27 protein-coding genes and 1 pseudogene are annotated in these 26,483 nt (G+C 60.0%); 10 read left to right on the forward strand and 18 right to left on the reverse strand.

Annotation, left to right across the window (positions count from 1 at the left end; translation table 11 throughout):
• Window positions 1-138: 138 nt before the first annotated feature.
• The 4 genes from BUB53_RS06815 to cynS all read left to right on the forward strand — a co-directional run bounded on the left by BUB53_RS06815 (window position 139) and on the right by cynS (window position 3,838).
• Window positions 139-1,527 (forward strand): CmpA/NrtA family ABC transporter substrate-binding protein, encoded by a 1,389-nt coding sequence (locus BUB53_RS06815; protein ID WP_073033949.1) that lies wholly within the window; start codon window positions 139-141, stop codon window positions 1,525-1,527.
• A gap of 3 nt (window positions 1,528-1,530) precedes the next feature.
• Complete coding sequence (gene ntrB, locus BUB53_RS06820) at window positions 1,531-2,367, forward strand: nitrate ABC transporter permease (protein WP_073033950.1); 837 nt, start codon at window positions 1,531-1,533, stop codon at window positions 2,365-2,367.
• Window positions 2,368-2,378: 11 nt separating this feature from the next.
• Entirely contained in the window at window positions 2,379-3,293 is a 915-nt protein-coding gene (locus BUB53_RS06825) for an ABC transporter ATP-binding protein (RefSeq protein WP_073033951.1), read from the forward strand.
• A 74-nt stretch (window positions 3,294-3,367) separates the two neighbouring features.
• Window positions 3,368-3,838 (forward strand): cyanase, encoded by a 471-nt coding sequence (gene cynS / locus BUB53_RS06830; RefSeq protein WP_229709480.1) that lies wholly within the window; start codon window positions 3,368-3,370, stop codon window positions 3,836-3,838.
• A gap of 30 nt (window positions 3,839-3,868) precedes the next feature.
• Here the strand turns inward: cynS and BUB53_RS23485 are convergent, their stop codons facing one another.
• The 8 genes from BUB53_RS23485 to BUB53_RS06870 all read right to left on the reverse strand — a co-directional run bounded on the left by BUB53_RS23485 (window position 3,869) and on the right by BUB53_RS06870 (window position 11,524).
• The gene (locus BUB53_RS23485) at window positions 3,869-4,135 is read right to left on the reverse strand and encodes a transposase (protein WP_084728961.1); all 267 of its coding nucleotides are present in this window, start codon (window positions 4,133-4,135) and stop codon (window positions 3,869-3,871) included.
• 76 nt (window positions 4,136-4,211) lie between these two features.
• Complete coding sequence (locus BUB53_RS06840) at window positions 4,212-4,931, reverse strand: GntR family transcriptional regulator (protein ID WP_073033952.1); 720 nt, start codon at window positions 4,929-4,931, stop codon at window positions 4,212-4,214.
• Window positions 4,932-5,011: 80 nt separating this feature from the next.
• On the reverse strand, window positions 5,012-6,502 hold the full coding sequence (locus tag BUB53_RS06845) for a tripartite tricarboxylate transporter permease (protein ID WP_073033953.1): 1,491 nt from the start codon (window positions 6,500-6,502) through the stop codon (window positions 5,012-5,014).
• Window positions 6,503-6,523: 21 nt separating this feature from the next.
• On the reverse strand, window positions 6,524-7,057 hold the full coding sequence (locus BUB53_RS06850) for a tripartite tricarboxylate transporter TctB family protein (protein WP_073033954.1): 534 nt from the start codon (window positions 7,055-7,057) through the stop codon (window positions 6,524-6,526).
• 63 nt (window positions 7,058-7,120) lie between these two features.
• Window positions 7,121-8,206, reverse strand: a complete 1,086-nt coding sequence (locus tag BUB53_RS06855; RefSeq protein ID WP_084728963.1) for a Bug family tripartite tricarboxylate transporter substrate binding protein — start codon at window positions 8,204-8,206, stop codon at window positions 7,121-7,123.
• Between the two features lie 68 nt (window positions 8,207-8,274).
• On the reverse strand, window positions 8,275-9,252 hold the full coding sequence (locus BUB53_RS06860; RefSeq protein WP_073033956.1) for an aminopeptidase: 978 nt from the start codon (window positions 9,250-9,252) through the stop codon (window positions 8,275-8,277).
• A 202-nt stretch (window positions 9,253-9,454) separates the two neighbouring features.
• On the reverse strand, window positions 9,455-10,432 hold the full coding sequence (locus BUB53_RS06865) for an aminopeptidase (protein WP_073033957.1): 978 nt from the start codon (window positions 10,430-10,432) through the stop codon (window positions 9,455-9,457).
• A gap of 81 nt (window positions 10,433-10,513) precedes the next feature.
• Window positions 10,514-11,524, reverse strand: coding sequence for a TRAP transporter substrate-binding protein (locus tag BUB53_RS06870; protein ID WP_073033958.1), 1,011 nt, complete (start codon window positions 11,522-11,524; stop codon window positions 10,514-10,516).
• A 182-nt stretch (window positions 11,525-11,706) separates the two neighbouring features.
• Here BUB53_RS06870 and BUB53_RS06875 point away from each other — a divergent pair, with 182 nt between their 5' ends.
• The 4 genes from BUB53_RS06875 to lhgO are packed head-to-tail and all read left to right on the forward strand — an operon-like array spanning window position 11,707 to window position 15,179.
• Window positions 11,707-12,204 (forward strand): thioesterase family protein, encoded by a 498-nt coding sequence (locus BUB53_RS06875; RefSeq protein ID WP_159437770.1) that lies wholly within the window; start codon window positions 11,707-11,709, stop codon window positions 12,202-12,204.
• Entirely contained in the window at window positions 12,201-12,704 is a 504-nt protein-coding gene (locus tag BUB53_RS06880) for a TRAP transporter small permease (RefSeq protein ID WP_073033960.1), read from the forward strand. Before BUB53_RS06875 ends, BUB53_RS06880 begins: the two co-directional genes overlap by 4 nt.
• Window positions 12,694-13,971 carry a TRAP transporter large permease gene (locus tag BUB53_RS06885; RefSeq protein WP_073033961.1) on the forward strand — a complete coding sequence of 426 codons (1,278 nt, stop codon included), beginning with the start codon at window positions 12,694-12,696 and terminating at the stop codon, window positions 13,969-13,971. Before BUB53_RS06880 ends, BUB53_RS06885 begins: the two co-directional genes overlap by 11 nt.
• 17 nt (window positions 13,972-13,988) lie before the next feature.
• Window positions 13,989-15,179: an L-2-hydroxyglutarate oxidase gene (lhgO, locus tag BUB53_RS06890; protein WP_073033962.1), complete on the forward strand. Its 1,191-nt coding sequence runs from the start codon at window positions 13,989-13,991 to the stop codon at window positions 15,177-15,179.
• A gap of 78 nt (window positions 15,180-15,257) precedes the next feature.
• Here lhgO and BUB53_RS06895 read toward each other — a convergent pair whose 3' ends face one another.
• Window positions 15,258-16,637, reverse strand: coding sequence for an aspartate aminotransferase family protein (locus tag BUB53_RS06895; protein ID WP_073034055.1), 1,380 nt, complete (start codon window positions 16,635-16,637; stop codon window positions 15,258-15,260).
• Window positions 16,638-16,642: 5 nt separating this feature from the next.
• The gene (locus tag BUB53_RS06900) at window positions 16,643-17,815 is read right to left on the reverse strand and encodes a CaiB/BaiF CoA transferase family protein (protein WP_073033963.1); all 1,173 of its coding nucleotides are present in this window, start codon (window positions 17,813-17,815) and stop codon (window positions 16,643-16,645) included.
• Between the two features lie 102 nt (window positions 17,816-17,917).
• Between BUB53_RS06900 and BUB53_RS06905 the strand changes: the two genes are divergently transcribed.
• Window positions 17,918-18,712: an enoyl-CoA hydratase/isomerase family protein gene (locus tag BUB53_RS06905; RefSeq protein ID WP_073033964.1), complete on the forward strand. Its 795-nt coding sequence runs from the start codon at window positions 17,918-17,920 to the stop codon at window positions 18,710-18,712.
• Window positions 18,713-18,921: 209 nt separating this feature from the next.
• Window positions 18,922-19,374, forward strand: coding sequence for a hypothetical protein (locus tag BUB53_RS22735; RefSeq protein ID WP_159437771.1), 453 nt, complete (start codon window positions 18,922-18,924; stop codon window positions 19,372-19,374).
• On the opposite strand, the pseudogene BUB53_RS23490 reads toward BUB53_RS22735, so the two are convergent.
• The 8 genes and pseudogenes from BUB53_RS23490 to BUB53_RS06945 all read right to left on the reverse strand — a co-directional run.
• Window positions 19,353-19,511, reverse strand: a pseudogene (locus BUB53_RS23490) (IS6 family transposase); the annotation flags it as partial. The gene BUB53_RS22735 and the pseudogene BUB53_RS23490 sit on opposite strands and share 22 nt — an antisense overlap.
• Before the next feature lie 232 nt (window positions 19,512-19,743).
• The gene (locus BUB53_RS06915; protein WP_073033965.1) at window positions 19,744-20,550 is read right to left on the reverse strand and encodes an HpcH/HpaI aldolase/citrate lyase family protein; all 807 of its coding nucleotides are present in this window, start codon (window positions 20,548-20,550) and stop codon (window positions 19,744-19,746) included.
• On the reverse strand, window positions 20,547-21,398 hold the full coding sequence (locus tag BUB53_RS06920; RefSeq protein WP_073033966.1) for an HTD2 family dehydratase: 852 nt from the start codon (window positions 21,396-21,398) through the stop codon (window positions 20,547-20,549). Before BUB53_RS06920 ends, BUB53_RS06915 begins: the two co-directional genes overlap by 4 nt.
• A 10-nt stretch (window positions 21,399-21,408) precedes the next feature.
• Window positions 21,409-22,602: a CaiB/BaiF CoA transferase family protein gene (locus BUB53_RS06925; protein WP_073033967.1), complete on the reverse strand. Its 1,194-nt coding sequence runs from the start codon at window positions 22,600-22,602 to the stop codon at window positions 21,409-21,411.
• Window positions 22,599-23,750, reverse strand: coding sequence for a CoA transferase (locus tag BUB53_RS06930; protein WP_073033968.1), 1,152 nt, complete (start codon window positions 23,748-23,750; stop codon window positions 22,599-22,601). The genes BUB53_RS06925 and BUB53_RS06930 overlap by 4 nt, the downstream gene beginning before the upstream one ends.
• Before the next feature lie 16 nt (window positions 23,751-23,766).
• A complete protein-coding gene (locus tag BUB53_RS06935) occupies window positions 23,767-24,990 on the reverse strand; it encodes an FAS1-like dehydratase domain-containing protein (RefSeq protein WP_200797779.1) in 1,224 nt (407 codons plus the stop codon).
• Between the two features lie 197 nt (window positions 24,991-25,187).
• Window positions 25,188-25,766 (reverse strand): cysteine hydrolase family protein, encoded by a 579-nt coding sequence (locus tag BUB53_RS06940; protein WP_073033969.1) that lies wholly within the window; start codon window positions 25,764-25,766, stop codon window positions 25,188-25,190.
• A 54-nt stretch (window positions 25,767-25,820) separates the two neighbouring features.
• On the reverse strand, window positions 25,821-26,468 hold the full coding sequence (locus tag BUB53_RS06945; RefSeq protein ID WP_073033970.1) for a GntR family transcriptional regulator: 648 nt from the start codon (window positions 26,466-26,468) through the stop codon (window positions 25,821-25,823).
• Window positions 26,469-26,483: the final 15 nt, after the last annotated feature.

The raw sequence follows: 26,483 nt of genomic DNA on the forward strand, positions 1-26,483 counted from the left end.
ATTTTCCGGCACCGTGAAATTCATTCAAGATGTTGTTTTGTATTTGTTTTATGTGACTGCGGAAATTTTGGGCACAGGCTTTCGAACAGGCGCGTTCCTTGAAAACATGGAGGCAAATCAAGCCTGAGAGGAAAGCCAATGACGATCAAGAGCCTTGGAAATCCATATTCTGAAAAGACCGACCTGCGGCATGGGGCGGATTGCGGGTGTGACAACTGCCTCGCCGGACACGGTCATGATACAGACCATGCCGAACCTGCGACCATGTCCTCAGAAGCGATGTTGGAACGGGCGGTTGAAAGTGCTGTCGTGCGGTCGGTGTTCGGGCAGAACGATGTCAGTCGACGGTCTTTCATGGGCATGATGGGCGGTGGCACCTTTGCTGCGGCGCTGGCATCGGTGTTTCCGATGGACAAGGCCAAGGCCGCGATCCTGGACGAGTTGGGGGCGCCAGAGAAAACCGATCTCAATATCGGGTTCGTCCCCATCACCTGTGCCACACCGATCATCATGGCGCAGCCGATGGGATTTTACGAACGCTATGGATTGAACGCCCAGGTCATCAAGACGGCTGGCTGGGCCGTGGCGCGCGACAAGTCTCTGTCCGGTGAGTATGACGCCAGCCACATGCTGACACCGATGCCGCTGGCCATGACACTTGGCGCCGGATCGGTGGCCGAACCCTATATCATGCCCGCCGTCGAGAACATCAACGGTCAGGCGATCGTTCTGTCCAATGAGCATCTCGACAAGCGCGACCCTGCGCAGTGGAAGGGATTCACCTTCGGTGTGCCCTTCGAATACTCGATGCACAATTTCCTTTTGCGCTACTATGTGGCTGAATTCGGGCTCGACCCGGATGTCGATATTCAAATCCGGGTCGTGCCGCCGCCCGAGATGGTTGCGAACCTGCGAGCCGGCAACCTTGACGGTTACTTGTCGCCCGATCCCTTCAACCAGCGCGCCGTATGGGAAGGGATCGGCTTCATTCACACGCTGACGAAAGATATCTGGGAAGGTCATCCGTGCTGCGCCTTTGCTGCGCCGCTCTCTTTTGCCGAGCAACTTCCGAATACCTATGGCGCTCTTCTCAAGTCGATCGTCGATGCAACCCAGTACGCGTCCGACCCTGAAAACCGTAAGGAAATTTCTGCAGCGATCGCGCCGACCAATTATCTCAATCAGCCGGTGCCGGTGATCGAGCAGGTGCTGACCGGGACGTTCGCCGACGGTCTGGGCGAGGTGCAAAAAGTTCCCGACCGGATCGATTTCGATCCGTTCCCATGGCATTCGATGGGTGTGTGGATTCTGACCCAGATGAAACGCTGGGGCTATATTGAAGGCGATGTGGATTACAAGGCTGTCGCCGAGCAGGTCTATCTGGCGGGGGATTGCAAGAAGGTGATGGAAGGCCTGGGATACGAGGCGCCGGACGTCACCTACAAATCACATACGATTATGGGCAAGACGTTCGATCCGGCCGAACCTGAAGCGTATGTTCAGAGTTTCCCCATTGGCAAGGCTTGATCGATGTTGGAGAATCTTTCGATCAACCAGCGTGCAGCGATCCTGTCGTTCGTGATGCTTGTCGTCGGCCTCCTGATATGGGAGGCCACCATTCCGGCGCAGAAGACCGCAGAAGACCTTACTGAATACGAGCTTCTGATGGGCCTCGGCGAAGAACGAGCCGGTGTGCCGCCGCCATCGGATGTACTGGCCAAAGCCTGGGAACAGCTCAGTAACCCGTTTTATGATGCCGGGCCCAATGACAAAGGGATCGGTATTCAGGTTGGCTATTCGATCTACCGAGTGCTTTCCGGCTATATCATGGCCGCGCTGGTTGCCATACCGCTGGGCTTTCTGATCGGGATGAGCCAGGTCGCCTACAAAGCGTTCAATCCCTTCATTCAGATTCTCAGGCCGATATCGCCTCTGGCATGGATGCCTCTGGCACTGTTCGTGATTCAGGATTCCGAGGCCAGTGCGATCTTCGTCATCTTCATATGCTCCATCTGGCCAATGCTCATCAATACGGCCTTCGGAGTGGCCGGCGTGCGACAGGATTGGGTAAATGTGGCGCGAACCCATGAGTTGGGGAGCCTGAGAACAGCCTTTACCGTGATCCTGCCAGCGGCAGCGCCCACCATCATTACCGGTATGCGCATCTCGATCGGGATCGCCTGGCTGGTGATCGTCGCTGCCGAGATGCTCGTGGGAGGGACGGGGATTGGCTACTATGTCTGGAATGAGTGGAACAATCTCGACCTGACCTCCGTCATCTTCTCCATCCTCGTGATCGGCTTCGTCGGCATGCTGCTGGACTCCGCCTTTGGCGTCCTGCAACGCGCCGTGGCTTACGCAGAGTAAGGAAACGTCTCATGTCAAAACCTTTCCTCAGCATTGAACGGCTCACGCAGAAATTCCCTGATGGTCAAGGCGGCGAGCTAACGGTCTTCGAGAACGCCAGTTTCGGGGTCGAAAAAGGAGAGTTCGTCTGCATTCTGGGCCATTCGGGGTGCGGTAAGTCGACGATCATGAATATCCTCGCCGGGCTGGCAGAGCCGACATCCGGGGTGGTGAAGATGGATGGGATGGAAGTTTCCGGGCCATCGCTCGATCGCGGCGTGGTCTTCCAGAACTACTCTCTGTTGCCCTGGCTCTCGGCGCTCAAGAACGTGATCTTCGGGGTCAAGGCCCGACACCCGGACTGGCCCCGTGACAAGGCAGAGGCGCATGCGCGCGACTTTCTGGCCAAGGTGGGGCTGGAGGGGGACGTCGTCCATCGCAAACCCAGCCAGTTGTCAGGCGGAATGCGGCAGCGCGTTTCAATTGCGCGGGCCTTCGCCAATCATCCCAAGTTGTTGCTTCTGGATGAACCCTTCGGTGCGCTCGATGCTCTGACACGGGGTACGATTCAGGATGAATTGCTGAAGATTTGGGGCGGTACCGAGCAGACGGTTTTCATGATCACCCATGACATCGATGAAGCTATTTTGCTGGCGGATCGCATCTTGCTGATGACGAACGGTCCTTTCGCCAGAGTCGCGGAATCGGTGGAGATCACAATCCCGCGGCCGCGTAACCGAACCGAAATCGTAGAGCATCCGAATTACTATGCGATCCGGAATCATCTGGTTCATTTTCTGGGCAGCCGGTCGAAGGAGCTGGCCGGTCAGAAGGTCGATGGCGATGACCTGCGCCCCGATACGGTGCGGATCGATCAGGCCGGTATTGTGACCGATAGCCCTGGAGATGCGCGCAGCAGTCCACGGCTGCACGCCGTCAATGACTGAGGGCGTGCAGCCGATGCGGTGCCGGTCGTTAAGTCCGGTAAGTGATGACTGCCAAACACGGAAGGAGCAAACAAATGAAAGATAACTTCGAGGTTCCAACTATGATGACCAAGGACGACGTCACGATGATGATCCTGTCGGCGAAGAAACAGGCTGGCCTGACCTGGGAGGAAATTGCCGGGAAGATCGGGATGTCTCCGGTCTGGACCCATTCCGCGTGCATGGGAATGAACGGGTTTTCCAAGGATAAAGCCGAAGCACTGGTTTCGGTGATGGGCCTGCCGCAAGAGGCCGTGGGCGTTCTGGAAGAGCCGCCGACGAAGGTTTGGGAGCAAAGCGTGCCCACCGATCCGTGCATCTATCGCCTGTATGAGATCGTGGGCGTCTATGGTCCTACGATCAAGGCGCTGATCGAAGAAAAATTCGGGACAGGCATTATGTCTGCCATCGACTTTGACATGCAGGTGGTGCGCGTACCACATCCCAAGGGGGATCGGGTGAAGATCGAGATGTCGGGAAAATACCTGGCCTACAACGCCTGGTAAATTGACCACCCCTGTCAGAGCGTGTTGCATTCAATTGGTTTCGCACCCGGTAGCCTTGAAAAAGTTGTGGCATGCCTGCTCAGTGAAGAGATCGCAGACATGCCCGACGGCCCGCCATAGATTGTTGCAGGTCCGTACAGCCGTTCGTCGGAGCCGTCCCCTGAGTTCGGGGAAGGCCATTTCTACGGGGTTCAGATCGGGGCTGTATGGCGGCAGGAACAGGACCCATGCGCCGACTTTGCGCGCATGGTAACCGCCAGTCGAATGATGTCCCGGCTGGTTTTGAAATACTTGAATGGATCGCGATTTTCCATGTGAGCAGGGCGGCGGATAATCGGTCTCAAGTCAGGTTGCTCTGACGCTGCCTGCAAAACTAGTCGACGTTGCCGCTGAGCGTGGGGTGCTGTGCCAGAATTTCGGCGATCATCTTGTGTGCTTCGATCATCATTTCTTCGGTCGCGCGCCGCACTGCGTCAACGTCACGGTCCTTCAGGTGGCCGAGAATCTTGCGTAGGCAGGCGACGGAGTTTTCCTGCATCTGACGACTGTAGCTGTGCGCGAAATAACGGTAGCGCATGGCCTGTTTCTCGATAGTGCGCAGGATGTTTTCGAGTGTGTGGTTGCCGGTGATCCCATGCACGCGGTCGAAATAGGCCATGTTCGCTTCGAAGAACTCGTCCGCGTCTTCCGAGTGCAGGGCGGCGTCCAGCCGTTCGACCTGTTTGGCGAGAAAGGCGAGGTCTTCGTCGGTGGCGTTATCGGTGGCGAGGGATGCAGCGATCACCTCAAGCGGTGTACGGACGACGTAGATCTCGTTGAGATCCTGAAGGGTCATTGGCGTCACCCGGATGCCGCGGCGCTTGTGGCGCACGACCAGGCCCTGGGATTCGAGTTTGCGGAACGCATCGCGGACAGGCGAGCGGCTGACATCGAATTCCTCGCAAATCTGTAGTTCTGTAAGATGCGCGCCCGGGGCAAATTCGAGGCGGATGATACTTTGTTCGATCAGGCCAGCAAGTTCGAGGCCCAATACGTCGGGCAGGAGCGGGCGTTTTGGCTTATTCGCAAGGCGGGGGCTGGACGAATCCTGCATATCAACAACACATCTCTATTTGCCTATGGTTTGGTATCAGGCGTGGCTTTTTTTGGGAAGTCGATTGTATGCAAAATCGTCTACCTGGGTGAAACTGTGGCGCCGTCGGCTGAGCTTTTGCGGGTCAGACTACCGTGAAGGCCGTAGGCGATGGTGAGTAGGATCAGGACGATAATGACAAGCCCTACCGGCCGCGAGAGCAGGGTGCCTATGGCATCATCCCGGAAGATGATGACCGATTTGCGCAGGTTCTCGTCGGCAATCTTCCCGAGGATCATGGCAAAGACCATCGGCGCAAGTGGGAAGCCCGCGCGGTTCAGATAGAAACCGATGATACCGAAGATTACGGCGATCCACATGTCGAAGACGGAAAGCTGCACCGAGTAGGCGCCGATCATGCAGAGCATGGCAACCATCGGCATCAGGTAATGCACTGGCATCTTCAGCAGTTTCATGATCGGCTTGAGCAAGGCGAACCCGAGGATATACATCGCGATATTGGCTACGATGAGTGTGCCGTAGAGGAAGCCGAGGAAGCCCGGCTGGCTCTGTTCTACAGAGGGCCCGACGACGACGCCATGATAGGCCAGCGCCGCCATGAAGACGGCGATAGCGGCAGAACTGGGTATACCGAGCGCCAGGGCGGGCAAGAGCGAGCCGCCGATGGCGGCATTGTCGGACGTGCCGGTGCAGATTACACCTTCCATGCTGCCCTTTGAGAAATCCTTGCCCGAGGCGCGCTGACCCATCTCGTAGGAGAGGAAGTTGGCCATGGGTGCACCACCGCCGGGCACGACGCCGATAATGGTACCGATCACGCTGGAGCGGATGGCAGAGCGATAGTAGCGGCGCAAGAGATCGAAGCGGGGCCAGATGCGGCCCGGTGCGCGGCCTTCGCGCGCGGGTTCGTCGGATCTTGCCATACGCATTACCTCGGCAATGCCGAAGAGGCCGATCAGCACCGGGATGAACTCTACCCCTCCACGTAACTCGGGCACGTCGAAAACAAGGCGCGGATAGGCCAGGATAGGCTCCATGCCGACCATAGCGATGGCCAGCCCGATCCAGCCAGAGATCCAGCCCTTGATGGGCGATTGCCCTTCGCTGCCGATGCTGCCCGCAAGCAGAATACCCCATAGCGCCAGCAGGAACTGCTCCCAGGCACCGAAATTGAGGGAGAAGGCGATGAGCAGGGGCGCGAGCAAAGCGAGGGCGAGAATACCCACCCAGTTGCCGATGAAGGAGGCAAAGATCGCCGTGGCAATCGCTTCGCCGCCCCGGCCCTTGCGGGTGAGTGGATACCCAGCCATTTGGATCGGTACGGAATCCGGGGTGCCGGGAATGTTCACCAGAACCGCGCTGATCGCGCCGCCGAAGGTGGCTCCTGTATAGACGCCCATCAGGAAGGCGCAAGCGCTGCCGATGTCCATGCCGTAGGAGAAGGTTGCGAGCAGGGCCATGCCCATGGTCATTGAGAGGCCAGGCATGGCGCCCCAGATGATCCCGGCGGCGGCGCCGATCAGAGAATAGAGCACGGGTGCGCTCTGGAAGGCATCGAAGAAGCTGAACAAGGTGTGGCTCCGTTCAGGGGGTCATTGCATCAGGGTGCCAATTAGGCTTGACGTGCCCGGAATGAGTGTGCCGAGCACCTGAGTGAATAGCACCACGATCACCAGCGTGAAGGCCGCAGCGCCAAGGGCGATATGCAGCGGGGAGCGGGCGCCGAAGGCCCACATGCCGATTGCAAGAGAGACAAAGGTGACCGGTTCGTAGGGGAGGAAATCGAGCGCGATGATATATGCGGCGAGCCCGGTCGAGATCGCCAGTACTGCCGTCAGGTCGCCTTTCAAGAACGGGCCGTTCGCGCATGTCGGCGTATCGGTCGTCGTTGTCTCTTGGTCCTTTGTTCCGGCGGTCCGGCGCGCTGCGGAGCGGTCGCGCGCGCGCTCGATGAAGAGGAGAATGGCGAGCCCTACCAGAACCGCTCCGATAATAATTGGAAAGAGCCCTGGCGAGGAGGCCCAGCCACGCGGATGTGGCATCTGGCTGCCGTGCCAGAGCAAAAAGGTGCCGATGAGGCCTGTCAGGATGCTGGGGATCAGCCGGGTATCTTGCATGAGCTTCATGATATTCTCCCTTGTCGTTTGACGGCCGCCGCGTTCTTCGGATGACGACGCGGCGGTCGTGATTCAGAACTTTGGGGAATAGTCTTCGGGCGGCCAGGATGCCGCGAAATCCTGCGGCCTGGGAATGCCGAGCTCTTCCGGGGTGCTCTGGAGACCTTCCATGCCATTCTCATAATAGAGCCAGGAAGTCACGGATTCGAAGAGTGCTGCCTCGCGGTCGACCTCTTCTCCGGTCTTGAACTCAGGAAACATCACGCGGTTGGCGAGCACGCTGGTGAAGGCCTCGTCTTTGACTGCTTCTGCAACGGCTGTACGCATCATGTCATGCACCTCCTGAGGGGCGTCGCGCTGAACGGCGAGGGCGTAGACACCCTGAATGAGGCCAATATCGGCCGCACCGGGAATGGCATCCGTCACCGGTTGCAGGGGTTCATCCACGCCTTCCACCGTGAGCGGTTCTGTCAGGAATACGCCGATGTTGCGGAGCCGGCCAGAGCGTAGATATTCCACCTGTTCCTGTATGCCGGTGGCAACCACGTCAGCTTCGCCTTGCAGGGCTGCCAGCGCCGCCGGGGCGCCACCCTGATAGGGAATGTGGTTAAACTCGGCACCGGTCGGATATTCCAGCGCCACGAGGGTTGCCTCGTGCCAGACAGTGCCGATCCCAGAATTTGAAATACGCACGCTGCCGGGACTTTCCTTTGCCGCCTCGACCACGTCGGAGAGAGACTTGAAGGGCGAGTCGATCGGTACGGCCCAGGCCGGAAGCGAACGGCCGATCTTGTAAAACTGCCATGTCTTCCACGGAGCGTCCTGCGTGTACCCCAGTACGCGGAAGATCTTGTTGTAGTCGGCGTTGCCAAGCAGCCAGTAGCCATCCGGGCGCCGACCGAGTACGTTTTCGGCGGCCAGTGCACCGGCGGCGCCGGGTTGATTCACGGCGCGGATACCTACGGTGAACTGCTTTTCGAGCGCGGCGGCGAGCGCGCGGATGATTGTATCGGTGCCGCCGCCGGCACCGTACTGGATAACCACTGTGACCGCCTGCTCGGGCCAGTTTTGGGCCAGTGCGGATTTCGGTTTGAGGGTCATCAGCAGGCTGCCGGCGCCAGCGCCGGCGAGCATCTGTCTTCTGTTGAGTTTGGTCATTGGTCTTACTCCCTGTGGTGAATTGGGGGCGACTTATTGTCTGTTCTGTGCCGCCCCCGGTTTGAAACTCAGAGACTGAGTTGGCGGTCTTGCAATACGACTTTGCCGTCGACCGATACGATCGGATGCCGGACCACCAGGTCGATATGCCCGGATGCGCGGATTGAGCTTCCGAAGGTGATACCGTTGCCGATGCCGAGATGTATCGTGCCAAATTCGCCCTCATCTTCAAGCTCGACGCCACGTCCTATCCGGGCGCGGGGATTGAGGCCGAAGCCGAGTTCGACATGGGCGTAGATGTTCTCGTCGTCGTAGCTGGCGAGAAGATTCTTGAGCAGCAAGCCATCCTTGCCCGAGGCGTCGATTTCGACGATACGGCCCTTTTCGAAGCGTATGTCGAAGGGATCGAGCACTTCGCCCCCGGGAACGATTGCGCCGTCGATGCAGATCACGCCCTCGGTGGTGAACTCCACCGGCGAGACGGCGGTTTCGATGCAGGGCGGTGGCGAGATGGTGCCAGGCTCGTGGCAAATTCCGTTCTGCGGTACGGCGTGGCGGCCCCGGATGTCGATCTTCAGGTCGGTGCGGCCATCATCCGTTGCGATATGAACGTGCTCGCCCTGTTCGAGGATTTCCGATAAGTCGGCGATGATCTTGGCCTGCCTGGTGAAGTCGATGTCGAGGCAGCCGTCGAGAAACATCTCCTCCTTGCAACCGGGGAAGAAGATCAACCGGGCACCGGCGTCGCTCGCGCGCTTGCGGGCCGAGGTGTGGTTCACAGAGAAGGCCGTGGGTGCGACAATGGCGTCGGCTGCCTTCATTGCGTCGGCGATGATGCCCGGTAGTTCCTCGCCGTGGCGGGTGCGCGGACTATAGGTGAGGAATATTGTTTCTGCACCGCGCTCCTGCCCGGCGAGGGCGAACATCTGCCCGATACGGAGGTTCTCGGTATCGGCGAGTACGAGAAACTGTTCGCCGACTTTCAGGTTCAGGCATTGATCGAGAATGATACCGACGGGTTTCATCATCTCCATTCGTTCGAGCATTCGATTCTCCTTAGCTTCTGGTTGCTCGCGTCTCGCCACGGTTCCCCGACTTCGGCGGAGACTATGAGGAGGGCTTCGATGGGGCCAATATGTAGTGGGCTGTGTCTTATAGCGGGGGCGATCCGCCGCACGGACGGCTTCTTTCCCTTCCAAAGAAAGGATCGGCCGGAGTTCAACCGGGGATATGTTTCGCGCGTAAAGCTCATGCCGGGAGGAGTAGCGTTCGATCCTCGAAAACGACGCGACCGTCGAGTTCGAGTGTCGCGCCGGTTAGTACCGTGTCGTAATGCGCGGCGGCCTTGCACTGCCCACCAGGCGCGCTGGTGCCGAGTGCCAGCTGGAATCCCCCCCAGACGCTTTCATCGCTGAGCATAGTGCCGTCCAGTTGGCAGGCGGGATTCATGCCTACGCCGAGCTCGCCGAGATTATAGACGTTCGGGTCATTGAAACCGGCGAGCAGGTCGCGGAAGGCATCGGCTTCGCGCCCACCCTCAATGGAAGTGGCGAGGCCCTTCTCGTACCGGATTACCACCGGTTCGTCCTCGATCAGGCCGAGGCCGGGGATCGAGGCATTTACCACGATCATGCCCTCTGCCGTGCCTTCCACCGGCGCGATCGAGGCTTCGAGGCAGTAGCCGGCGGAGATATCGACCGCATTGGCGAAGCCGTTCAGCGAACGACCGCGGCGGCCCTTGAGACTCATGGTGATATCGGTGCCGTGGCGCGAGGTTACGCGGGCAGTCTCGGCGCTGTCGAGCGCTTTTGCGAGTGCGTCGATCTGCGGGCGTAGGGTTTCGAAATCGGCTTGCCATCCGGCGGCAAGGAAGAAATCCTGTCCTGCGGCTTCCGGCAGGCAGATCACATGAACGCCGTGTTCTTCCTGCGCCACGGCGCGGGCCCGGGTATGCGCGACGTTGGTGCGCATTGGTGCGACCACGAGATCGGCGGCGGCCATCGCGGCGGCGGAAATCTCGGAAAGCTGGCTGCCGTGGTGCTCGCCGGGCATTTCCTGGATCATGCTGAACCGGCAACCGATCTCATCGGCAGCTACGGCCAGGGCCTCGGCGTTATGAGCAGTATAGGGATCGTGCAGGATCAGCAGGCGAGTCTCGGGAGTGGCATTGCCGAGCAGGCGCAGAACCTTGCGAGCATTGGGAAGCTTCATGATGAGCGGTGTCATGGGCCGGTCTTTCGGTGTTGTACTGTGAGAGTGGCTGCCCCACCTCTGGATATAAGGAAGTGGGGCGGCATCAGGCAGGGTTTACTCGGCGGTCTCGACGATCGCTTCATACAGGCCGTCCTTCCATCTGCCGGCGAAGGCCTTTGGCAACTCGGCCAGCTTATCGCTGAATGCGGCGCGCTCCTCCGGGGTGAGTTCGATCACGGTCAACCCGGCTTCGCGGGCTTCTTCCATGAGAGCGGCGTCGGCGGAATATACTTGGTCTTGCCCCCAACTCATGGCTTCATCCGCCGCGCTCTGGATCATCTCTCGGGTCTCGTCGCTGAGACTGCTCCACCATGTTTCGGATACGATTAGCCATTGCACCTCGCGCACGTGGCCCGTGAGTGTGACAGTCTCCTGTACCTCGTAGAGACTGGTGCCCATGATGATGTCGAGCGGGTTTTCCTGCGCGTCGAGCACGCCGGTCTGCAGGGCAGTGTAGACTTCGCCGAAGGCCATTGGAACGGGGCTGGCGCCGAGCATGCGGAAGGCCTCGATCTGTACCGGAATCTCGCGCATGCGGATTTTGAGGCCTTTCAGGTCTTCGGGGTTGCGCACTTCAGGGCCGCCGGTGGTGACGTGGCGCGGGGCGCGGTCCATCCGAGCGATCAGGCGGATGCCCTTGCGGTCGAGGATGGTCTGGATCAGTTCCTCGCCGATCGGGCCGTCCATCACTGCGGCCAGGTGCCTAGGAGAACGGAACAGGTAGGGGGCGTCAAGCACGCCGTATTCAGGTGCCACGGAGGACACGATTACCGAGCCGGTGACGCCCATCTCTATGGCGCCGGCCTGCATCAGGTCGAACATGTCGCGCTCGCTGCCCATCTCGCCGCGCGAGTGAACGGTGATGTCGATGGCGCCATCTGTGGACGAGGTTAGCGCCTCGGCCATCCGTTGCGTGGCCTCGTCGATAACCGTGCCGGTCATTTCGTGATTCAGATTTGCCGTCACGGACTGCGCCACTGCGACGGCAGGCAGAAAAGCCATGCTGCCGGTCATCAGAACGATAGCAACGCAGCTGCGGGTGGTGGCCGAAAGTTTGGTGAACATTTTTCATCCCTGTGTTTTGGCCCGGTCCCATTCGCGAGGCCGGTTTCTGTGCATGGTCCCGGCTGCATTGGCCGGGATGAGGAATTGATAGCAAGTATTGAGAACTTTATCTACTGTATACAGAATGCAAAAATACAAAATTTAGAAAACCAACCGAAAAAGCCAAGGAAATGGGGAAAGCCGTGAGTGAAAAACCGGAAAAGACAGGGAAAAAACCGTCACTGCAGGAACTGCAAACGCGAATCATTTCGGATTGGACGGATTACAATGGGCATCTGAACGTCACCTGGATTACTTATCTCTTCGATCTGGCGACGGACAATCTGCTGGATTGGCTGAGGCTGGGAGAAGCCTATGTCCGAGCCGAGAATCGCAGCACTTTTGCCTTGGCGGCGCATGTGCGCTACCTGGGTGAAGCCCATGAAGGTCAACTCGTGACGCTGCGTTCGCGGCTCGTCGGGGCCGATGCCAAGCGCATTCATTACGTGCATGCACTCTCTCGCGCGCCCGATGACTTGCCCGTGGCCACGCTGGAACAGCTTTCGATCCATGTCGATCTCGAGACCCGCCGTAGTGTTGCATGGTCCAAATCACAGGCGGAGATGCTGGTAGCGGCCAGTGTTGGCGCCGGTGATGTGCCGCTCTGCGGGGCGATCCACCTCAAGGAGGTGCTGCGATGACTCGGCTGACTCTTCCGGCGCTTCTTGTGCGAGGTCTGCATACGGCCATTCTCCTGGCGCTTGCCGGGTTGGCGCTGTGTGTCTTCGCTCAGGTAGTCATGCGCTACTTGCTCTCTTCTCCGCCGTTCTGGACGGAGGAGCTAGCGCGTTTCCTGCTCATCTGGATTACCTTTATCGGAGCTGTCACGGTGCAAGTAACCCGTGACCACATCGGAGTGACGTGGCTCTCGGACCAGTTGCCGCTGCGCCCGCGCGCCGCTCTTGAGGCGATCAAGAGCGTGATTGTGCTTGCGGTGCTTATTTTCATCACCAAGGCCGGTTACGACGTCGCCCGTACGGGCACGCAGCTTTCGCCGGCCCTGGGGCTCAGCATGCGGTTTGTCTACGGTTCGCTCCCGGTCGGGGCGGCTCTGACCTGCATCGTCGTTGTGGTGCAGCTTTGGGGGGAGATCCGTATTCTGTTCACCGGTGCGGGCGAGGAGATCTGTGATGGAGATTGAGCTTGTCATTGGTCTCTTCTTCCTTCTGACGCTAATTGGCGTTCCCATCGCGTTTTCAATCGCAGCGGCCTCGGCGGTCTACATGATTGTTTCTGGCACGCCATGGATGGTGGCGGGGCAACGGATGGTCTCGGGAGCGGATTCCTTTCCGCTCCTGGCCGCGCCGCTCTTCATGTTGGCAGGAACGATTATGAACGCGGGCGGTATCATGGGACGACTCCTGCATCTGTCGGATACTGTAATCGGCCACGTCCGGGGTGGACTTGCGCAGGTCAACGTGCTCTCGAGCCTCCTGATGGCAGGGATGTCCGGCTCGGCCACGGCTGACGCCGCAGGGCAGGGCGCAACGATGATCCCGGCGATGAAGAAGTCGGGCTATCCGGCTCCGCTCAGCGCGGTCGTGACCTCTGCCTCCTCGGTGATCGGCCCGATCTTTCCGCCGAGCGTACCCTTTGTGATCTATGGCTCGGTCGCACAGGTCTCCATCGGGCAACTCTTTATAGGTGGGGTACTGCCCGGGATTGTGATGACCCTGATTCTGATCCTGACGGTTTACCTGACCTCGCGCCGGGGCAATTACCGCACGCGTGAGAAGTTCGTGGCGTCAGATTTCTTTCGGGCACTGCGTATCGCCGCGCTGGACCTGCTATTGCCACTCATAATCGTGGGCGGGATTGTCGGCGGGATATTCACGCCGGTGGAAGCTGCGGCCATTGCGGTCTTCTATGCGCTGCTCCTCGAGCTTGTGATCTTCCGGCAACTCAAGTTGCAGCAGCTTCCGGCCATACTGCTCTCGGCGGCGAAAATGACAGCGATGATTATGTTCGTGATCGCTGTGTCGAACGTCTTCGGCTGGATTTTGATCCGGGAAAACTTCAGCAGCATGCTGGCTTCCGGATTGATGTCGATCTCGTCGGATCCACTAATTTTGCGCTGTCTCGTGGTTTTGCTGCTCGTGCTGCTTGGGCTGGTGATCGAGACGGTGGTGCTCATCATCCTGATCGTGCCCATTCTCCTGTCGCTCGCTCCGGCATTGATGATGGACCCGATTCATCTCGGTGTGACGGTAGTGTTCAGTACGATGCTGGGGCTGATTACGCCGCCGGTGGGGCTCTGCATGTTCCTCGTCAATTCCATCTCTGGGATCAGCGTGGGCACCTACACCAAGGCGATCCTGCCTTACTTCGCGGCGCTGCTCTTTTGTGCTTTCGCCATCGCGTTGGTGCCGGGATTGACGATGTGGCTGCCGAACCTGCTGATGCGTTGAACAGAAAGGACTGAATAATGGAGTGTTTCGACGTGGTGATCGTAGGAGGCGGTATTGTTGGCCTTGCAACTGCGCTGGATGTGCAGCGCCGTCAACCGGGCGCGCGGGTGCTGGTGCTCGAGAAGGAAGCGCAGATCGCCCTTCACCAGACCGGGCGCAATTCGGGCGTCATTCATGCCGGGGTCTATTATACGCCCGGCAGTCTCAAGGCGCGGTTCTGTGCCGAAGGCAGGAGTCGAATGCGCGCTTATTGCGACACCCGTGATATTCCCTACCGGGTGTGCGGCAAGCTCATCGTCGCAGTAAACGCGCAGGAGCGAGATCGGCTTGAGGCGCTGGGAACACGGGCGCATGAGAACGGCATTAAGATCGAGCGCTTGAGCCGTGCCGAGGCGCGGAAACTCGAACCGGCGATCCACTCGGCAGGCGCGCTCCTGTCACCCTCGACCGGGATCGTCGATTTCGCCAAGGTGGCTCACCGGATGGCGATGGAGATCATCGAGGCTGGCGGTGAAATCCGAACTGGTACTTGCGTGACCGGTGGCAGCGAAGCGGAGGCAGGTGTAACGCTGGAGACGTCCCGGGGCCGCATCGCGGCTGGCAAAGCCGTCTTCTGTGCCGGGCTCTGGGCCGACAGGATGGCCCGACAGTTCGGGGCGGAGGTGGATTTCCGGATCATTCCGTTTCGGGGCGAGTACTTCCGCATCCGCAACCAGAACGAAAATCTGGTGCGGCACCTGATCTACCCGGTGCCAGATCCGGCGCGGCCATTTCTCGGAGTGCACCTTACGCGCAAAATGGATGGTGGTTTCACTGTCGGGCCGAATGCCGTGCTGGCGTTCTCACGCGAAGGCTATGAGCGCGGAGCGTTCAACATGCGCGACCTGGCTTCGACCATAGGGTATCCCGGATTTTGGCGGTTGTTGAAATCCAACGCCAGCTCAGCGATGAGCGAACTCTCTGCCTCGATGCTTCGAAGACTCTATCTTAAGCGCGTGCAGGCCTATTGCCCCACAATCGAGCCTGGTGATCTGGAGCGCTATCGGCCCGGCATCCGGGCGCAGGCAGTATGGCGTGATGGTCGGATGGTCGAGGATTTTCTTTTCCGCGAAACCCGACACACCCTTCATGTCTGCAATGCACCGTCCCCGGCCGCCACCTCGGCGTTGCCCATTGGTGAACATATCGGGAAGCGGCTGATCGGCTGAAGCAGTGAAGCCATGCGAAAAGGGCGCCGGATGTTTCGGCGCCCTTTGTCATTTTTGCGAGTGGTGGTTCTGTGCCTGTCAAGGCAATGTGCGCGTCGTGGCGTCGAGTGCCAAACCGAAACGAGTGATGATTTTGGTTACGTCCTCTTCCGTCGCGATGAGCGGTGGGCAGAAGGCGATGGTGTCGCCGATGGCACGGATGATGAGCCCCGCGGCGTGGGCGTGGGCTGCGAGCTCTCGTCCTACAACGCCGACCGGGTCGAAAGGTGAGCGGCTGGTCTTATTGGCGACGAGCTCGACTGCAGCGATAAAACCTTCGCCGCGCACCTCGCCCACCAGCGCGTGGTCTGAGAACTCCCGCAATTTTGCCTGTAGCATGGGCGCGAGGCGTGCTGCGTTGCCGATAAGGTCGCGCTCTTCGATGATATCCAGATTTTCGAGCGCGACGGCGGTGGCGACGGGATGGCCGCTGGCGGTGAAGCCGTGGCCAAAGGCACCTATGCTTGAGCTCTGGTCGGCAACCGGCTGATAGATGTCATCGGTCATCACGATAGCCGCAAGCGGCTGATAGGAAGAGGTAAGCTGTTTCGACATGACCATGATATCGGGCTCGATATCGTAGTAATCACTGCCGAAACGGGTGCCAAGGCGCCCGAAACCGGTGATCACCTCGTCGGCGATCACTACGATCTCATGCTTGCGGCAAATCTCCTGCACGCGCCGCCAGTAGCCTGCGGGAGGCGGCACCACGCCACCGGCCGACATCAGCGGCTCTCCGATGAAACCTGCTATGGTTTCAGATCCTTCGCGCTCGATCAGTTCTTCCAGCTCTTGCGCCAGCCGCTCCGTGAACTCGGCTTCGGTCTCGCCCTCGAACCCCTCGCGGTAGAAATGTGGGCAGGTGAGATGGTGGAACCCGGGCAGTGGAAGGTCAAAACCGCCGTGGTTCATTGGGATACCTGTCATGCTGCCCGCAGCGATGGTGATGCCATGATAGCCACGTTTACGCGAGATGATCTTCTTGCGCTCGGGCTGACCCAGGGCATTGTTGCGATACCAGAGGAGCTTCACCACTGTATCATTGGCCTCGGATCCGGAATTGGTGAAGAACACTTTCTCCATCTTTCGACCGGTCATGGCCACAAGGCGGTCTGCGAGATCGATCGCGGGCTCGTTCGATTTGTGGGAGAAGGTGTGGTAGTAGGGTAAGCTTGACATTTGCCGCGTGGCTGCGTCGACCAAGCGCTTTTCGCCGAAGCCTACAGCAACGCTCCACAGGCCGGCCATCGCCTCGATATAGCTCTTGCCTTGGTTATCGAAGACCTCGACGCCACTGCCGTCCGTGATAATGAGTGGTCCGGCTTTTTCGTGAGCGCGTGCATCGGTGTAGGGATGCAACATCCTCTTCACGTCGACAGCATGGCGGGAATTGGGGGCGTCGTTGAGTTGATTATCCATTCCGATCATCCTTCTGCGCCTGACCGCACCTGGTCGGGCGAGTTCTTCCAGAGTGTGTCACGTTCGTGATTGTGCTCCCCCAGGAGCGGGGCATGGCGGACCACCGCTCCGGGCGTGTCCCAGAGCTTGATGGGGATGCCGAGCGTCTTGTGTTCGCCCGCGACCGGGTGTGAGATGGGCAAAACCATCTGACGCTGCCTGGCCAGAGGATGTGCGAGAGCGCGGTCGGTGGTCTGAATCACACCGCAGGGCACGCCGACCGCTTCGAGCGCCTCGAGCCAGTAGTCTGCCGGCCGCTTGATGAGTTCGGTTTCTAGTAAAGGTACCAGTTCAAGGATGTTCTCCATCCGTGCGGCATTGTTCTCAAAGCGCGGATCGTCGATGAGATCCTCGCGGTCGATCAGGGCACAGAGCTGTTTCCAGAAATTCTGTTGGGCCACGCCTATGGTGATGTGATCGGTGCTGGTGGGAAATATCTGATAGGGGGCGACACCGCGGTGGCGCTGGCCGAGACGTTCAGGTGGTTCATTATTGGCGAATACACCGGCGGCTTCGTAGAGCTGGAGCGAAAGGCCAGCTTCGAAGAGCGAGGATTCCACCCGCTGGCCGCGCCCGGTACGTTCGCGCGCCTGTAGGGCTGTCAGCACGCCGATCGCCAGTTGCATGCCGGCAGTGATGTCGCAGACCGGGATAGGCATGCGGTGTGGGCCCTGATCTTCTGGGCCGGTCAGAGCCATCAGTCCGGTGAAACCCTGCAGGACGAGATCGAACCCGCCTTTGGTGGAGAAGTCGCCCTCGCGGCCATAACCGGAGATGGAGGCATAGACTAAGCGCGGGTTGCGTTGCGATAACGTGTCATACCCGAGACCCAGACGTTCCATCGCGCCGGATCGGTAGTTCTCGATCAGTACGTCGGCCTGATCGGCCAGTTCGAGAAAGCGCGCCTTATCGTTGGGATCTTTGAGATTGAGGACGAGAGATCGTTTGTTGCGGTTCCAAAGCATGAAGGGCGCACTTTCGCCATTCACGAAAGGCGGTTCGGTACGATTTTCGTCGCCCACGCCGGGGCGCTCAATCTTGATGACGTCCGCCCCTTGGTCAGCGAGTGTCATCGCGCAGTAAGGGCCCGCAATGAAGCTGGCCAGTTCAATTACCTTCAGGCCTTCTAGCGCTCTCATGATGTCCTCCTTTTTGTATTTGGGATTTTGTATACAGTGGACATTTTGTAGCATGAGATGTATTACCCTGCAAGAAGATGATCATGCTCGAGGAAGAGACCGATGACTGACGAACAAGATGCGTACATACTGCAGGAGCTTGATGACCAAGGTATCCTGACGATCACGCTCAACCGCCCGGCCAAGAAGAACGCCATGTCACTCGCCATGTGGCGTGCACTGGGGGAGATATTTGCGAAGGCTGGGGAAAATTCCGCCGTGCGCGGCGTGGTACTGACAGGCGCAGGGGGCAGTTTCTGTACCGGCGCCGACATCTCCGAATTTGATACTGTCCGCGCTACCGCAGAGCAGGGTATTGAATACGACCGGATCAATGACGAAACGGTTCTTGCCATTCGTAATTGCCCCCGCCCAGTTTGTGCGGCGATTTCGGGGTATGCGGTGGGCGGCGGCTTGAGCCTCGCGCTGGCCTGCGATTTCCGGGTGGCCGGTAAGGATGCGAAGATGGGCATTCCCGCAGGGCGTTTGGGGCTCGTCTACAGCATTCTCGACTGTCGTATCTTGACTGAGCGAATTGGTACGACCGCTTCGAAGCGCATCCTTTTCGAAGGCGATATCTTTGGTTGCGAGAGGGCTTGCGAGCTTGGGCTGGTCGATCAACTGACAGACGGAGAGGCTGTGGCTACCGCTCGGGCATGGCTTGGGGCGCTCGCTGCCAATGCGCCGCTCTCGCAGGCTGGTAACAAGGCGATTCTCAATGCGCTGGCGGATGGATCTGTGGAAACGCGCAAGGCCGAACTGGAAGACCTGATAAAGGCGGCCTTTGACAGTGAGGATTATCTTGAGGGCCGCCGCGCGTTTGCGGAGCGCCGTCCGGCAAGATTTGTTGGGTTTTGATTGTTCTGTTTCATAGTGATTTGACGAACGGCAAGTTGCGTGTGGAAAGGTTAGATAGCACTTTCCCAATTAGCATCAGATGAATTCGGTCTGGTTTCAGCCAGGTCAGGGACGTTGTCCCTTGTGCTGTATAAAGACCGCGCCACTCGGTAAGGGCGGCGGTGTGGTTTCGCTTGAAAATGCGCCGACTTGAGAGGCTGCGTTCCTGATTGAAGCGGTTGAAAGCCGGCGGCGAGTTGTTGCAAATTTCGCAGGCGCAGGAAGCGGGATATGGCGTGTTCTCGTGGGAATGGCAGGTGTGGCTTCCCGGCGCGATTGTTCGGGCAGCGACGGGTCACCCGTCGGTCAATATTGGCCAGAATCAGGTCTGCGCCGAAAGATGGCGCGTGATTTTGGGGGCGATCGGGCGGGGTGGGGTTTTGTACGAAACGTACGAAGTGTACGCGGGTTTTGTACGAAAATCGGGGGTGTTCGGGAAACTTGCGCCCATCATGGACGCAAGTGCCGGGATCGGGCGCGATTCTGGCCTTTACGAGCGGATGATCTCGGGGCTGGTTTTGCCGTTCTTGAACGGTGTGCACCTGGCCATGCTCGCGGGGCGGAGTGGCGTGAAAGGTGCTGCAAGTGGGGTTCTTCTGACACTGCCGGCCCGCATTCTCTGAAGACGGGAGCGTTGGATTTCGGATGCGAATTTCGGGCCAAACCGGTGTCCCCAAAACCGGATGGCACTATGGCTGACGTCTATCCTGCGTTCGTGGAGCAGATCCTCGACGTTGCGCAGCGACAGCGGAAATCGCATACTCCCGGACTCGCCAGCGTCACCCCAACCCAAAGAGAATGTCCTCTGCTCGGGCATTTCCACAGGCCATCAGGCCGGCTGTCAGGACTCCGATAATCGTGTGTTCCATGGCCACCTCCCCGAGACCTTGGCTGAAGTTATCATCCTGTGTCCGGAGCTTGGTCAGCGGTTATTTCGCCTGACCGGTTTTTGCCGTTCCCGCGCAATGCCTTGCCGGCGTCGGGCAGGGGGATCATTCTGCGGCCTGGCCTGCGTCGGCCAAAACCTGTCTTGCGCGTTCGATCACCGGGCGGTCGACCATCTTGCCATCGACCTGCACAACAGACCCGGCCGCCTCTGACAAGGCTGACAGGACGCGCGTGGCCCAGTCGACCTCGGCCTCGGAGGGCCTGAACTCCTCGTTCGTGGCCATGACTTGTGCGGGATGAATACACAGCTTTGCCCCAAATCCAAGCATGCGGGACCGCGCGACTTCTTCGCCCAGTATGCCCGCATCCTTCAACTCGGCTGTGACGCCGTCAATCGGCTGCGCCAGCCCGCCAAGGCGCGACGCCAGCACGATTTCAAAACGGGCGGGATCAAGGATGGCGCCGGTTCCCGGAATCCGGGTGTCCGCGCCAAAGTCGAGATTGCCAAAGGCAAGGCGGACCACACCGGGGCAAGTGACCGAAAGGCGAAGCGCGGCAAGACCCTCTGCGGTTTCTATCAGCGCGACAAGTGCACGCCCCGGCAGCTTTTCGGCCACAGCCGCAAGACTTTCCGGCGTGGCCTTGGGCACCATGATCGCCGTGGCATCGCACGAGGCGAGCGCGGCAAGGTCGTCGTCAAACCACGGGCTTTCCATCCCGTTGATGCGCACAACCCCTGTCCCGCCAGAGCCGAACCAGCGCACAACGTTCGCGCGCGCCTCGGGTTTTGCCTCGGGGCCGACCGCATCCTCAAGGTCAAGGATGATGGCATCGGCACCCGAACCTGCGGCCTTGGTGAACCGCTCGGGCATGCGACCGGGAACGAAAAGATAGCTGCGCGGCATCCTCATGGCGCGGGCTCGACCACGGCGCTGGCCTGCATGGCAAGTTCGCCATCCGGCCCCTTGGCCCAGAGTTGCAGTGCGCCGTCTTTCCCGGCCCCGGCTTCCAGGGTGAAAGAGCGGTCGACGAACAGGGGGGCCATGCCGCGGAAATCGAACCGCGCCAACCGTTCGCCCTGTGCGGCGGTGGCAAAGGCTTGCAACAGGGTCGCGGTCAGCGGGCCATGCACGACCAGGTCGCGATAATCCTCTTCGTCACGCGCATACTCGCGGTCATAGTGAATCCGGTGTCCGTTCGAGGTCAGCGCGGAATAACGGAAAAGCAGCACCGGGTCCGGTGTGACCGTTTCGGACCGGGTGGCGCCGTCGGGGGCGGGTGTCGGTTCGGGCTTGGGCGCGCCGGGGGCGGCGGCCTCGCGATAGACGATATCCTGTTCTTCCTCGATGCAGACTGTGCCGTCCTGCGAAAGTCGATGCCGCACCGTCACGAAAACAAGCTGCCCCGCACGACCGGACTTTGCCTTCACGGCAAGAATTTCACTGGTCTTCCCGGTCTCTTTCCCGATGATCAGCGGCGCGTTGTAGACCACCCGTCCGCCGGCCCACATGCGGCGGGGAAGGCCGACGTCAGGCAAGAAGCCACCACGCCTGGGATGCCCATCCGAACCCACATTGCGGCGCTGAACGAAAGGATTGAAGTAAAGCCAGTGCCAGCCCGGTGGAAGCGGGTCGCCATCCGCCGGGGCGTTGTCCAGGTCCAGCGTCGCGGCCAGACCGGCTGCGCGATCCGCCGAGATCATCTGCACATGGCTTTCGGTGCGGCCGACGGCTTCGGAGTAATCGGGGGGTGTGGTCATCGTGAATCCTTCAATATATTGCCTTGTCATCGATCAGGGCATTGATCCGAGCCCGGCTGAGGCCCAGAAGTTCGCCATAAACGTAAGCCTCGTCGCCACCAAGGGCGGGGGTGCCGCGTGTGATTCCGGGCGCATCATCCCCGGCAAATCGGGCGGGACGGCCTACAGCGGCGCGAAGATGACCGTTGGTTTCGGTGACTTCGATGATGGAGCCCCGAGCCCTCATGTGCGGGTCCGACACAATATCCGACGCAGCCCACGAAAGATGCGCGGCGATCCCTGCCGCCTGAAGCAGTTCCGCGGTCGTCTCGCCCTTTTGTGCGCCGGTCCAGGCTGCAATGGGATCATCCAGATCCCGGCGGTTCTCGTGGCGGCAGGGCTGCGTGGCGTAACGGGGGTCGTGTCCAAGGTGCGGCTGTCCTATGATCCCGGCCAGTTTCTGCCATTCCTCATCGCCCGACACCGCGATCGAAAGCCAGCGGTCCGCGTCGGCGGTGGGGAACAACCCGTGCGGCGCGCGGGTCATGTCGTCATTGCCCATCCTGCCAACGGTCACACTCGCCGAAGCCGCAGTCAGCGCATCACCAACCAGCGACGAGGCGACCTCGCGCGCGGCGACATCCACATGGCAACCAAGGCCCGTTCGGCGGCGGCGATGCAATGCCGCCAATGTGGCCAGTGCTGCATGCATCCCGACCGAGTGGTCCATGACGTGGCGCATCTCGACCGGCGGCCCGTCGGCATGGCCCGACAGATAGCCCAGCCCGCCCCATGCGCCGAACAGGGGGGCATATCCTGCGAAATGGCTTTCGGGGCCCGTCTGCCCCGAGGACGAAACGGAAACCATGACGATATCGGGTTTTGCTTGGTGCAGGGCTTCATATCCCAGACCCAGCCGCGCCATTACCCCCGCGCGAAAACTCTCGGCGGCGACATCGGCGATGGTGACCAGCTTTTTCGCCAGCGCAACGCCATCGGGATGTTTAAGGTTCAGCCGAACAGAAAGCTTGTTTGACGAGACCTGGTCAAAAGTCGCGGGGCCCTGGCGACCATAGACCGCGTGTGGCTTGCGGAAAATATCGGGGCGCAGCGCGGTTTCGACCTTGATCACCTCAGCGCCCATCTGGCTGAGCATATGGGTGCAGAATGGCCCTGCGGCGTGTACGGTAAAATCGGCTATGCGGAGGCCGGCGAGGGGTTTCATGCAGAGGCCCTTCGATCATTGTCGCCAGTCAGGATAGACTGGTCAGCGCCGGGACTGGCGATTGTTTCGCTGACCGGCAGGGCGTCTGGCCCAAAGCGGAATGGCAGGGATTGCACTTTCACGGGGCCGTCCGGCGTTTCGAGCGTGGCGAAGATGCCTCGCGCCGTTTCCTGGAGGCCGGTCAGCACATGTTCCGGCGCATTGTAGCGCGCCATGGGTACGCCGCGGGTCTGCGCCTTGGATACCAGATCCTCGACCTTTTGGTGTCGTGCCCAACTGCGGATGCGTTCATTGATTTCGCCGCCTCGTGCGCTGCGTCCGACCTCGTCGGCAAGGCCGGGGTCCTGCGCCCAGTCATCAGCCCCAAGCAGATCAAGCAGGCCCTCCCACTGGCGCGACTCAAGCGTCAGCAGCTCGACATAACCGTCCGCGCATTCTATCACGCCGCCGAACTTGAACGACCGGGTCAGCCGGTGTTCGACCGAACCATCGCCAAAACGCTGGATTCCAAAGGCCCCGACCGCGACATTCGCGTCCTGAACCGAGGCATCCACGAACTGGCCCTTGCCGGCCCAAAGCGCGGCCAGCGCGGCCATTGCCGCCGTGGTGCCGCCTTGCATCTCGGCGAAATGTCCAGCGATCTTGAGAGGAGGGCGATCGGGAAAAAGATCGGCCGAAAGACCATTGGGCAGCAGGAAACCTTCACCGCCCGCATGGATCAGGTTGAGTTCCTCACCCTTCCACCCGGCTTTCGGCCCGTATGCGCCGTAGGGAAGCACCGAGAGGTGTACAAGATCCGGATGCGCTTTGGCGATCCTTGCTTCGTCCAGTCCCAGCCCCGCGCGATCTGCGACTGGCGTGTCGTCGATGAAAATGTCGGCCTCCGCCAGGAGTTTCTCCATGTCCTCGCGAAAGCCCGGGTTTGACGGGTCGCAGATCACACTGCACTTGCCGGCAGACAGGTAGGTGAACAGCGCACTCTGGCCACCGGGGAGGAGAGGGGGCTCCTCCCGGATGGGGGTGCCGCCTGTCGGTTCGGCCATGATGACCTCGGCACCCATCTGGCACATCAGGCGCCCGGCCTGTGCCGCAGCCACGCCAGAGGCGCGTTCGATGACTCGAAGGCCCGTGAGAGGCTTGTCGGACATGGCAGGGCTCCTTTCCTCAGCGAACGACCGGGAGGTCCAGCTCAAGGTCTCCGCAGTCGACGAACACCTGCAACTCGGGATCGCGCGACTGAAGGGCGACGGTGGCGATGCCGGGGGTCGTGACCTCACCGCGCTGGTTTTCCCCCCAGATTTCGATGTCGACCAGGGCGTGACCGTCCTTGATGTATTTCTTCGACACCTTGCCCTTGCACCATGTGCTGTCACCCATGGTGTTGAAGCGGCGCATCTCGGTGCGGACGCGCTTGAGGAAGCCCGCATCGCCCATCCAGTTGGTGACAAGGGATGCCATCCAGGATGACCGCTGCGGACCGTAGTCATAGACGCCGGGCACGCCGACTTCCTTGGCGGTGCTTTCGCGATGGTGGCCGATGCCGGTGTATTCAATGCCGCCGCCCGCTTCGGGGTTGCGGAAGAAATGGCCGGGGTGCTTCATCGCGTTCTGGAACACCACGCCATGCGTGTGACCACGACCGGAACCGACGAGGAAGCCCATGGTATCCATCAGCGAAAGCGGGCCACGCACGATGGTGTCAAGGCTTTCGCCTTCGGTCACGTCTTCCCAGTAACGCACCTTGGAGCCGCGGATATTCATGGGTTCTTCCATGATGCATGCATCGAGCTGTTCGAATTCTTCCTGTGTGTACTCGTAGGTGGTGATGTCCTTGTACTTGCCCGCGTCCCGCGCTGCCTTGCGTTCGTGGCGGGTGCAGGTGCCAAGTGCGCGGGACAACATATCGCCGTGTTGGTTGAAATAGGTTGCCTCGACGTATTGAAGTACCAGGCGGCCCGAGAACTTGCTTTCCTTGACGTCGATACCGATCACGCGTTCGACCGCGTTGACCCGGTCGCCGGGGCGGATGTGGCGGAAGATTTCCCAGTCGTTGCCGGCGTAGAAGCCATGTACGCCCGGCAGGCCCCAGCGGGTACGACCGATCCAGCCAAGTGCCATCGGAAACATCGGGTGACCCAGCTGCGTGCCGTAACGCGATGCGGCGCCATAGCCCGGATCGCGGTAGAGCGGGTTGAGGTCACCGATGCCGTTGCACCAGTTGCGCAGCGTGTCCGAGGTCGCGTCCTGAAGGTACGGACCCTCGGGGCGCAACTGAAGGCCAACCATTTTTTCTGCGGCGGCAATCGCTTCGTCGGTGATTTTGCCTTCGGCGGGTGCGCCTCCCATGCCCTTGGCTTCATCTTCCTTGCTTTTCTCTGCGGTTGTCACTGTTGGGGTCTCCTTATCTGTCTGATGTCGAATTTCAGCGTTTTGCGTGGTTGCATTTAATATAATGCATTATTTTTAAGGCAGTCAAGAGTCGAATATTCACCTGTTTTCTCATATTTCACCTATTTTTGCCTAAAAAGCAGCATTAGCGCCGCAGTGGGCGGGTATTTTAATGCATTATGCTGAGGTGAGTCTTTTTAGAAACTCACATCCGCGGCCGAGACTACCTGCGCATAGCGGCGCAGCCCGGACATGGCGTGCTCGTGTTCTTCCCGGGTCGCACCGGCGCAGCAGTCCTCAAGCAGGACACACTCGTAGTCGCGGTCGTGCCCTTCGCGCACTGCCGCCGAAACGACACCGTTTGTCGAAACCCCCGACAGAACCAGCCGCCGGATGCCTTGCGCACGCAGCAGGGGCTCAAGTTTGGTCGCGTAAAAGGGGCTGACACGGTGCTTGATGATGTCCGGATCACCGGGCTGGGGCGCGAACCGGCTCAGCACCTCGGTTCCCCAACTGCCCAGCTTGAACACATCGTTGTCCCGCGCCTTTGAGAATACCGGTGATCCCGGAGGGCATTCCGCGTAATCCGGCGAGAACCCGACCCGTACATAGCCCACCATCACGCTGGCCGCCCGGGCCTTTTTGATTGCAAGCTCGGTCGCGTCATAGACCCCGCGCTCCTGCATGAGGGGCACATAGCTCCTGGCGCCCATCCCGTCGGGATGAACGAGGTCGTTCAACATGTCCATGACAAGAAGTATTGTGTCAGATGCCATTGCAGTGTCCTTTCAGGCTGGGGGAGGGCCCCGTGCCGGAAAGGGCGCGGGGGATTATTCCGAGTAGCTGGCCTTGAATTCGTCCCAGGCCGAGCGGATATGCGTCCGCAGTGCCTGTAGGAACCCGGCCTCGTCGCGGGCGATAAGGGCACTCAGCATCTCGCGGTGTTCCTGCGAGGCGCGCTCGGTCCGTTGATCCAGCCGGTTGATAAGGTCGAACGGATACCGCGCCCAGAGTGCGCGCACGAACCGCAGAGTCTGTGGCAGATCCGCCGCGATATAGATCAGCTCGTGAAATCGGTAGTTGATGGATCGGACCGCGTCCCGGTCGCCCCGTGCAGAGGCGTCTTCGATCTGGTCCTGAAGGGTGCGTAGCTTTTCGATGTCTTCCGGAGTCAGCCGGCTGACGGCCTTCAGGCCCAGCTTGCATTCCAGGGTCACCCGCAGATCGGTGATTTCTTCCGTCGCGTTGATGTCGAACGGCGCCACGACCGCGCCACGATGCGATGAGCCAAGAATAAAACCCTCGGCCTCCAGAAGTTTGATCGCTTCCCTGACCGGAGTGATGGAGGTTCCGATCATCTCGGCGATTTGCGCCTGTTTGAGTTTGGTGCCGCGCGGGAACTGACCTGAGATGATCCCTTCGCGCAGAAAATCCGCGACGTACTCTTCCTTGGTTTGGTGTTTCGTCCGGTTTTCCATCACTAATCCCTCCCC

The sequence above is a fragment of the Roseovarius pacificus genome (assembly GCF_900142665.1).
Classification (GTDB): domain Bacteria; phylum Pseudomonadota; class Alphaproteobacteria; order Rhodobacterales; family Rhodobacteraceae; genus Roseovarius; species Roseovarius pacificus.

Excerpts from the sequence above, each read along its gene's own strand:
- BUB53_RS06855 (WP_084728963.1), bottom strand. The coding sequence starts at position 8,206 with ATGACCAAACTCAACAGAAGACAGATGCTCGCCGGCGCTGGCGCCGGC.
- BUB53_RS06945 (WP_073033970.1), bottom strand. The coding sequence starts at position 26,468 with ATGGAAAACCGGACGAAACACCAAACCAAGGAAGAGTACGTCGCGGAT.
- BUB53_RS06940 (WP_073033969.1), bottom strand. The coding sequence starts at position 25,766 with ATGGCATCTGACACAATACTTCTTGTCATGGACATGTTGAACGACCTC.
- cynS (WP_229709480.1), top strand. The coding sequence starts at position 3,368 with ATGAAAGATAACTTCGAGGTTCCAACTATGATGACCAAGGACGACGTC.
- BUB53_RS06905 (WP_073033964.1), top strand. The coding sequence starts at position 17,918 with ATGACTGACGAACAAGATGCGTACATACTGCAGGAGCTTGATGACCAA.
- BUB53_RS06870 (WP_073033958.1), bottom strand. The coding sequence starts at position 11,524 with ATGTTCACCAAACTTTCGGCCACCACCCGCAGCTGCGTTGCTATCGTT.
- BUB53_RS06920 (WP_073033966.1), bottom strand. The coding sequence starts at position 21,398 with ATGACCACACCCCCCGATTACTCCGAAGCCGTCGGCCGCACCGAAAGC.
- BUB53_RS06900 (WP_073033963.1), bottom strand. The coding sequence starts at position 17,815 with ATGAGAGCGCTAGAAGGCCTGAAGGTAATTGAACTGGCCAGCTTCATT.
- ntrB (WP_073033950.1), top strand. The coding sequence starts at position 1,531 with ATGTTGGAGAATCTTTCGATCAACCAGCGTGCAGCGATCCTGTCGTTC.
- BUB53_RS06865 (WP_073033957.1), bottom strand. The coding sequence starts at position 10,432 with ATGACACCGCTCATCATGAAGCTTCCCAATGCTCGCAAGGTTCTGCGC.
- BUB53_RS06930 (WP_073033968.1), bottom strand. The coding sequence starts at position 23,750 with ATGTCCGACAAGCCTCTCACGGGCCTTCGAGTCATCGAACGCGCCTCT.
- BUB53_RS06880 (WP_073033960.1), top strand. The coding sequence starts at position 12,201 with ATGACTCGGCTGACTCTTCCGGCGCTTCTTGTGCGAGGTCTGCATACG.
- BUB53_RS06825 (WP_073033951.1), top strand. The coding sequence starts at position 2,379 with ATGTCAAAACCTTTCCTCAGCATTGAACGGCTCACGCAGAAATTCCCT.
- BUB53_RS06885 (WP_073033961.1), top strand. The coding sequence starts at position 12,694 with ATGGAGATTGAGCTTGTCATTGGTCTCTTCTTCCTTCTGACGCTAATT.
- BUB53_RS06860 (WP_073033956.1), bottom strand. The coding sequence starts at position 9,252 with ATGCTCGAACGAATGGAGATGATGAAACCCGTCGGTATCATTCTCGAT.
- BUB53_RS06915 (WP_073033965.1), bottom strand. The coding sequence starts at position 20,550 with ATGAGGATGCCGCGCAGCTATCTTTTCGTTCCCGGTCGCATGCCCGAG.
- BUB53_RS06840 (WP_073033952.1), bottom strand. The coding sequence starts at position 4,931 with ATGCAGGATTCGTCCAGCCCCCGCCTTGCGAATAAGCCAAAACGCCCG.
- lhgO (WP_073033962.1), top strand. The coding sequence starts at position 13,989 with ATGGAGTGTTTCGACGTGGTGATCGTAGGAGGCGGTATTGTTGGCCTT.
- BUB53_RS06925 (WP_073033967.1), bottom strand. The coding sequence starts at position 22,602 with ATGAAACCCCTCGCCGGCCTCCGCATAGCCGATTTTACCGTACACGCC.
- BUB53_RS06850 (WP_073033954.1), bottom strand. The coding sequence starts at position 7,057 with ATGAAGCTCATGCAAGATACCCGGCTGATCCCCAGCATCCTGACAGGC.
- BUB53_RS06895 (WP_073034055.1), bottom strand. The coding sequence starts at position 16,637 with ATGGATAATCAACTCAACGACGCCCCCAATTCCCGCCATGCTGTCGAC.
- BUB53_RS06815 (WP_073033949.1), top strand. The coding sequence starts at position 139 with ATGACGATCAAGAGCCTTGGAAATCCATATTCTGAAAAGACCGACCTG.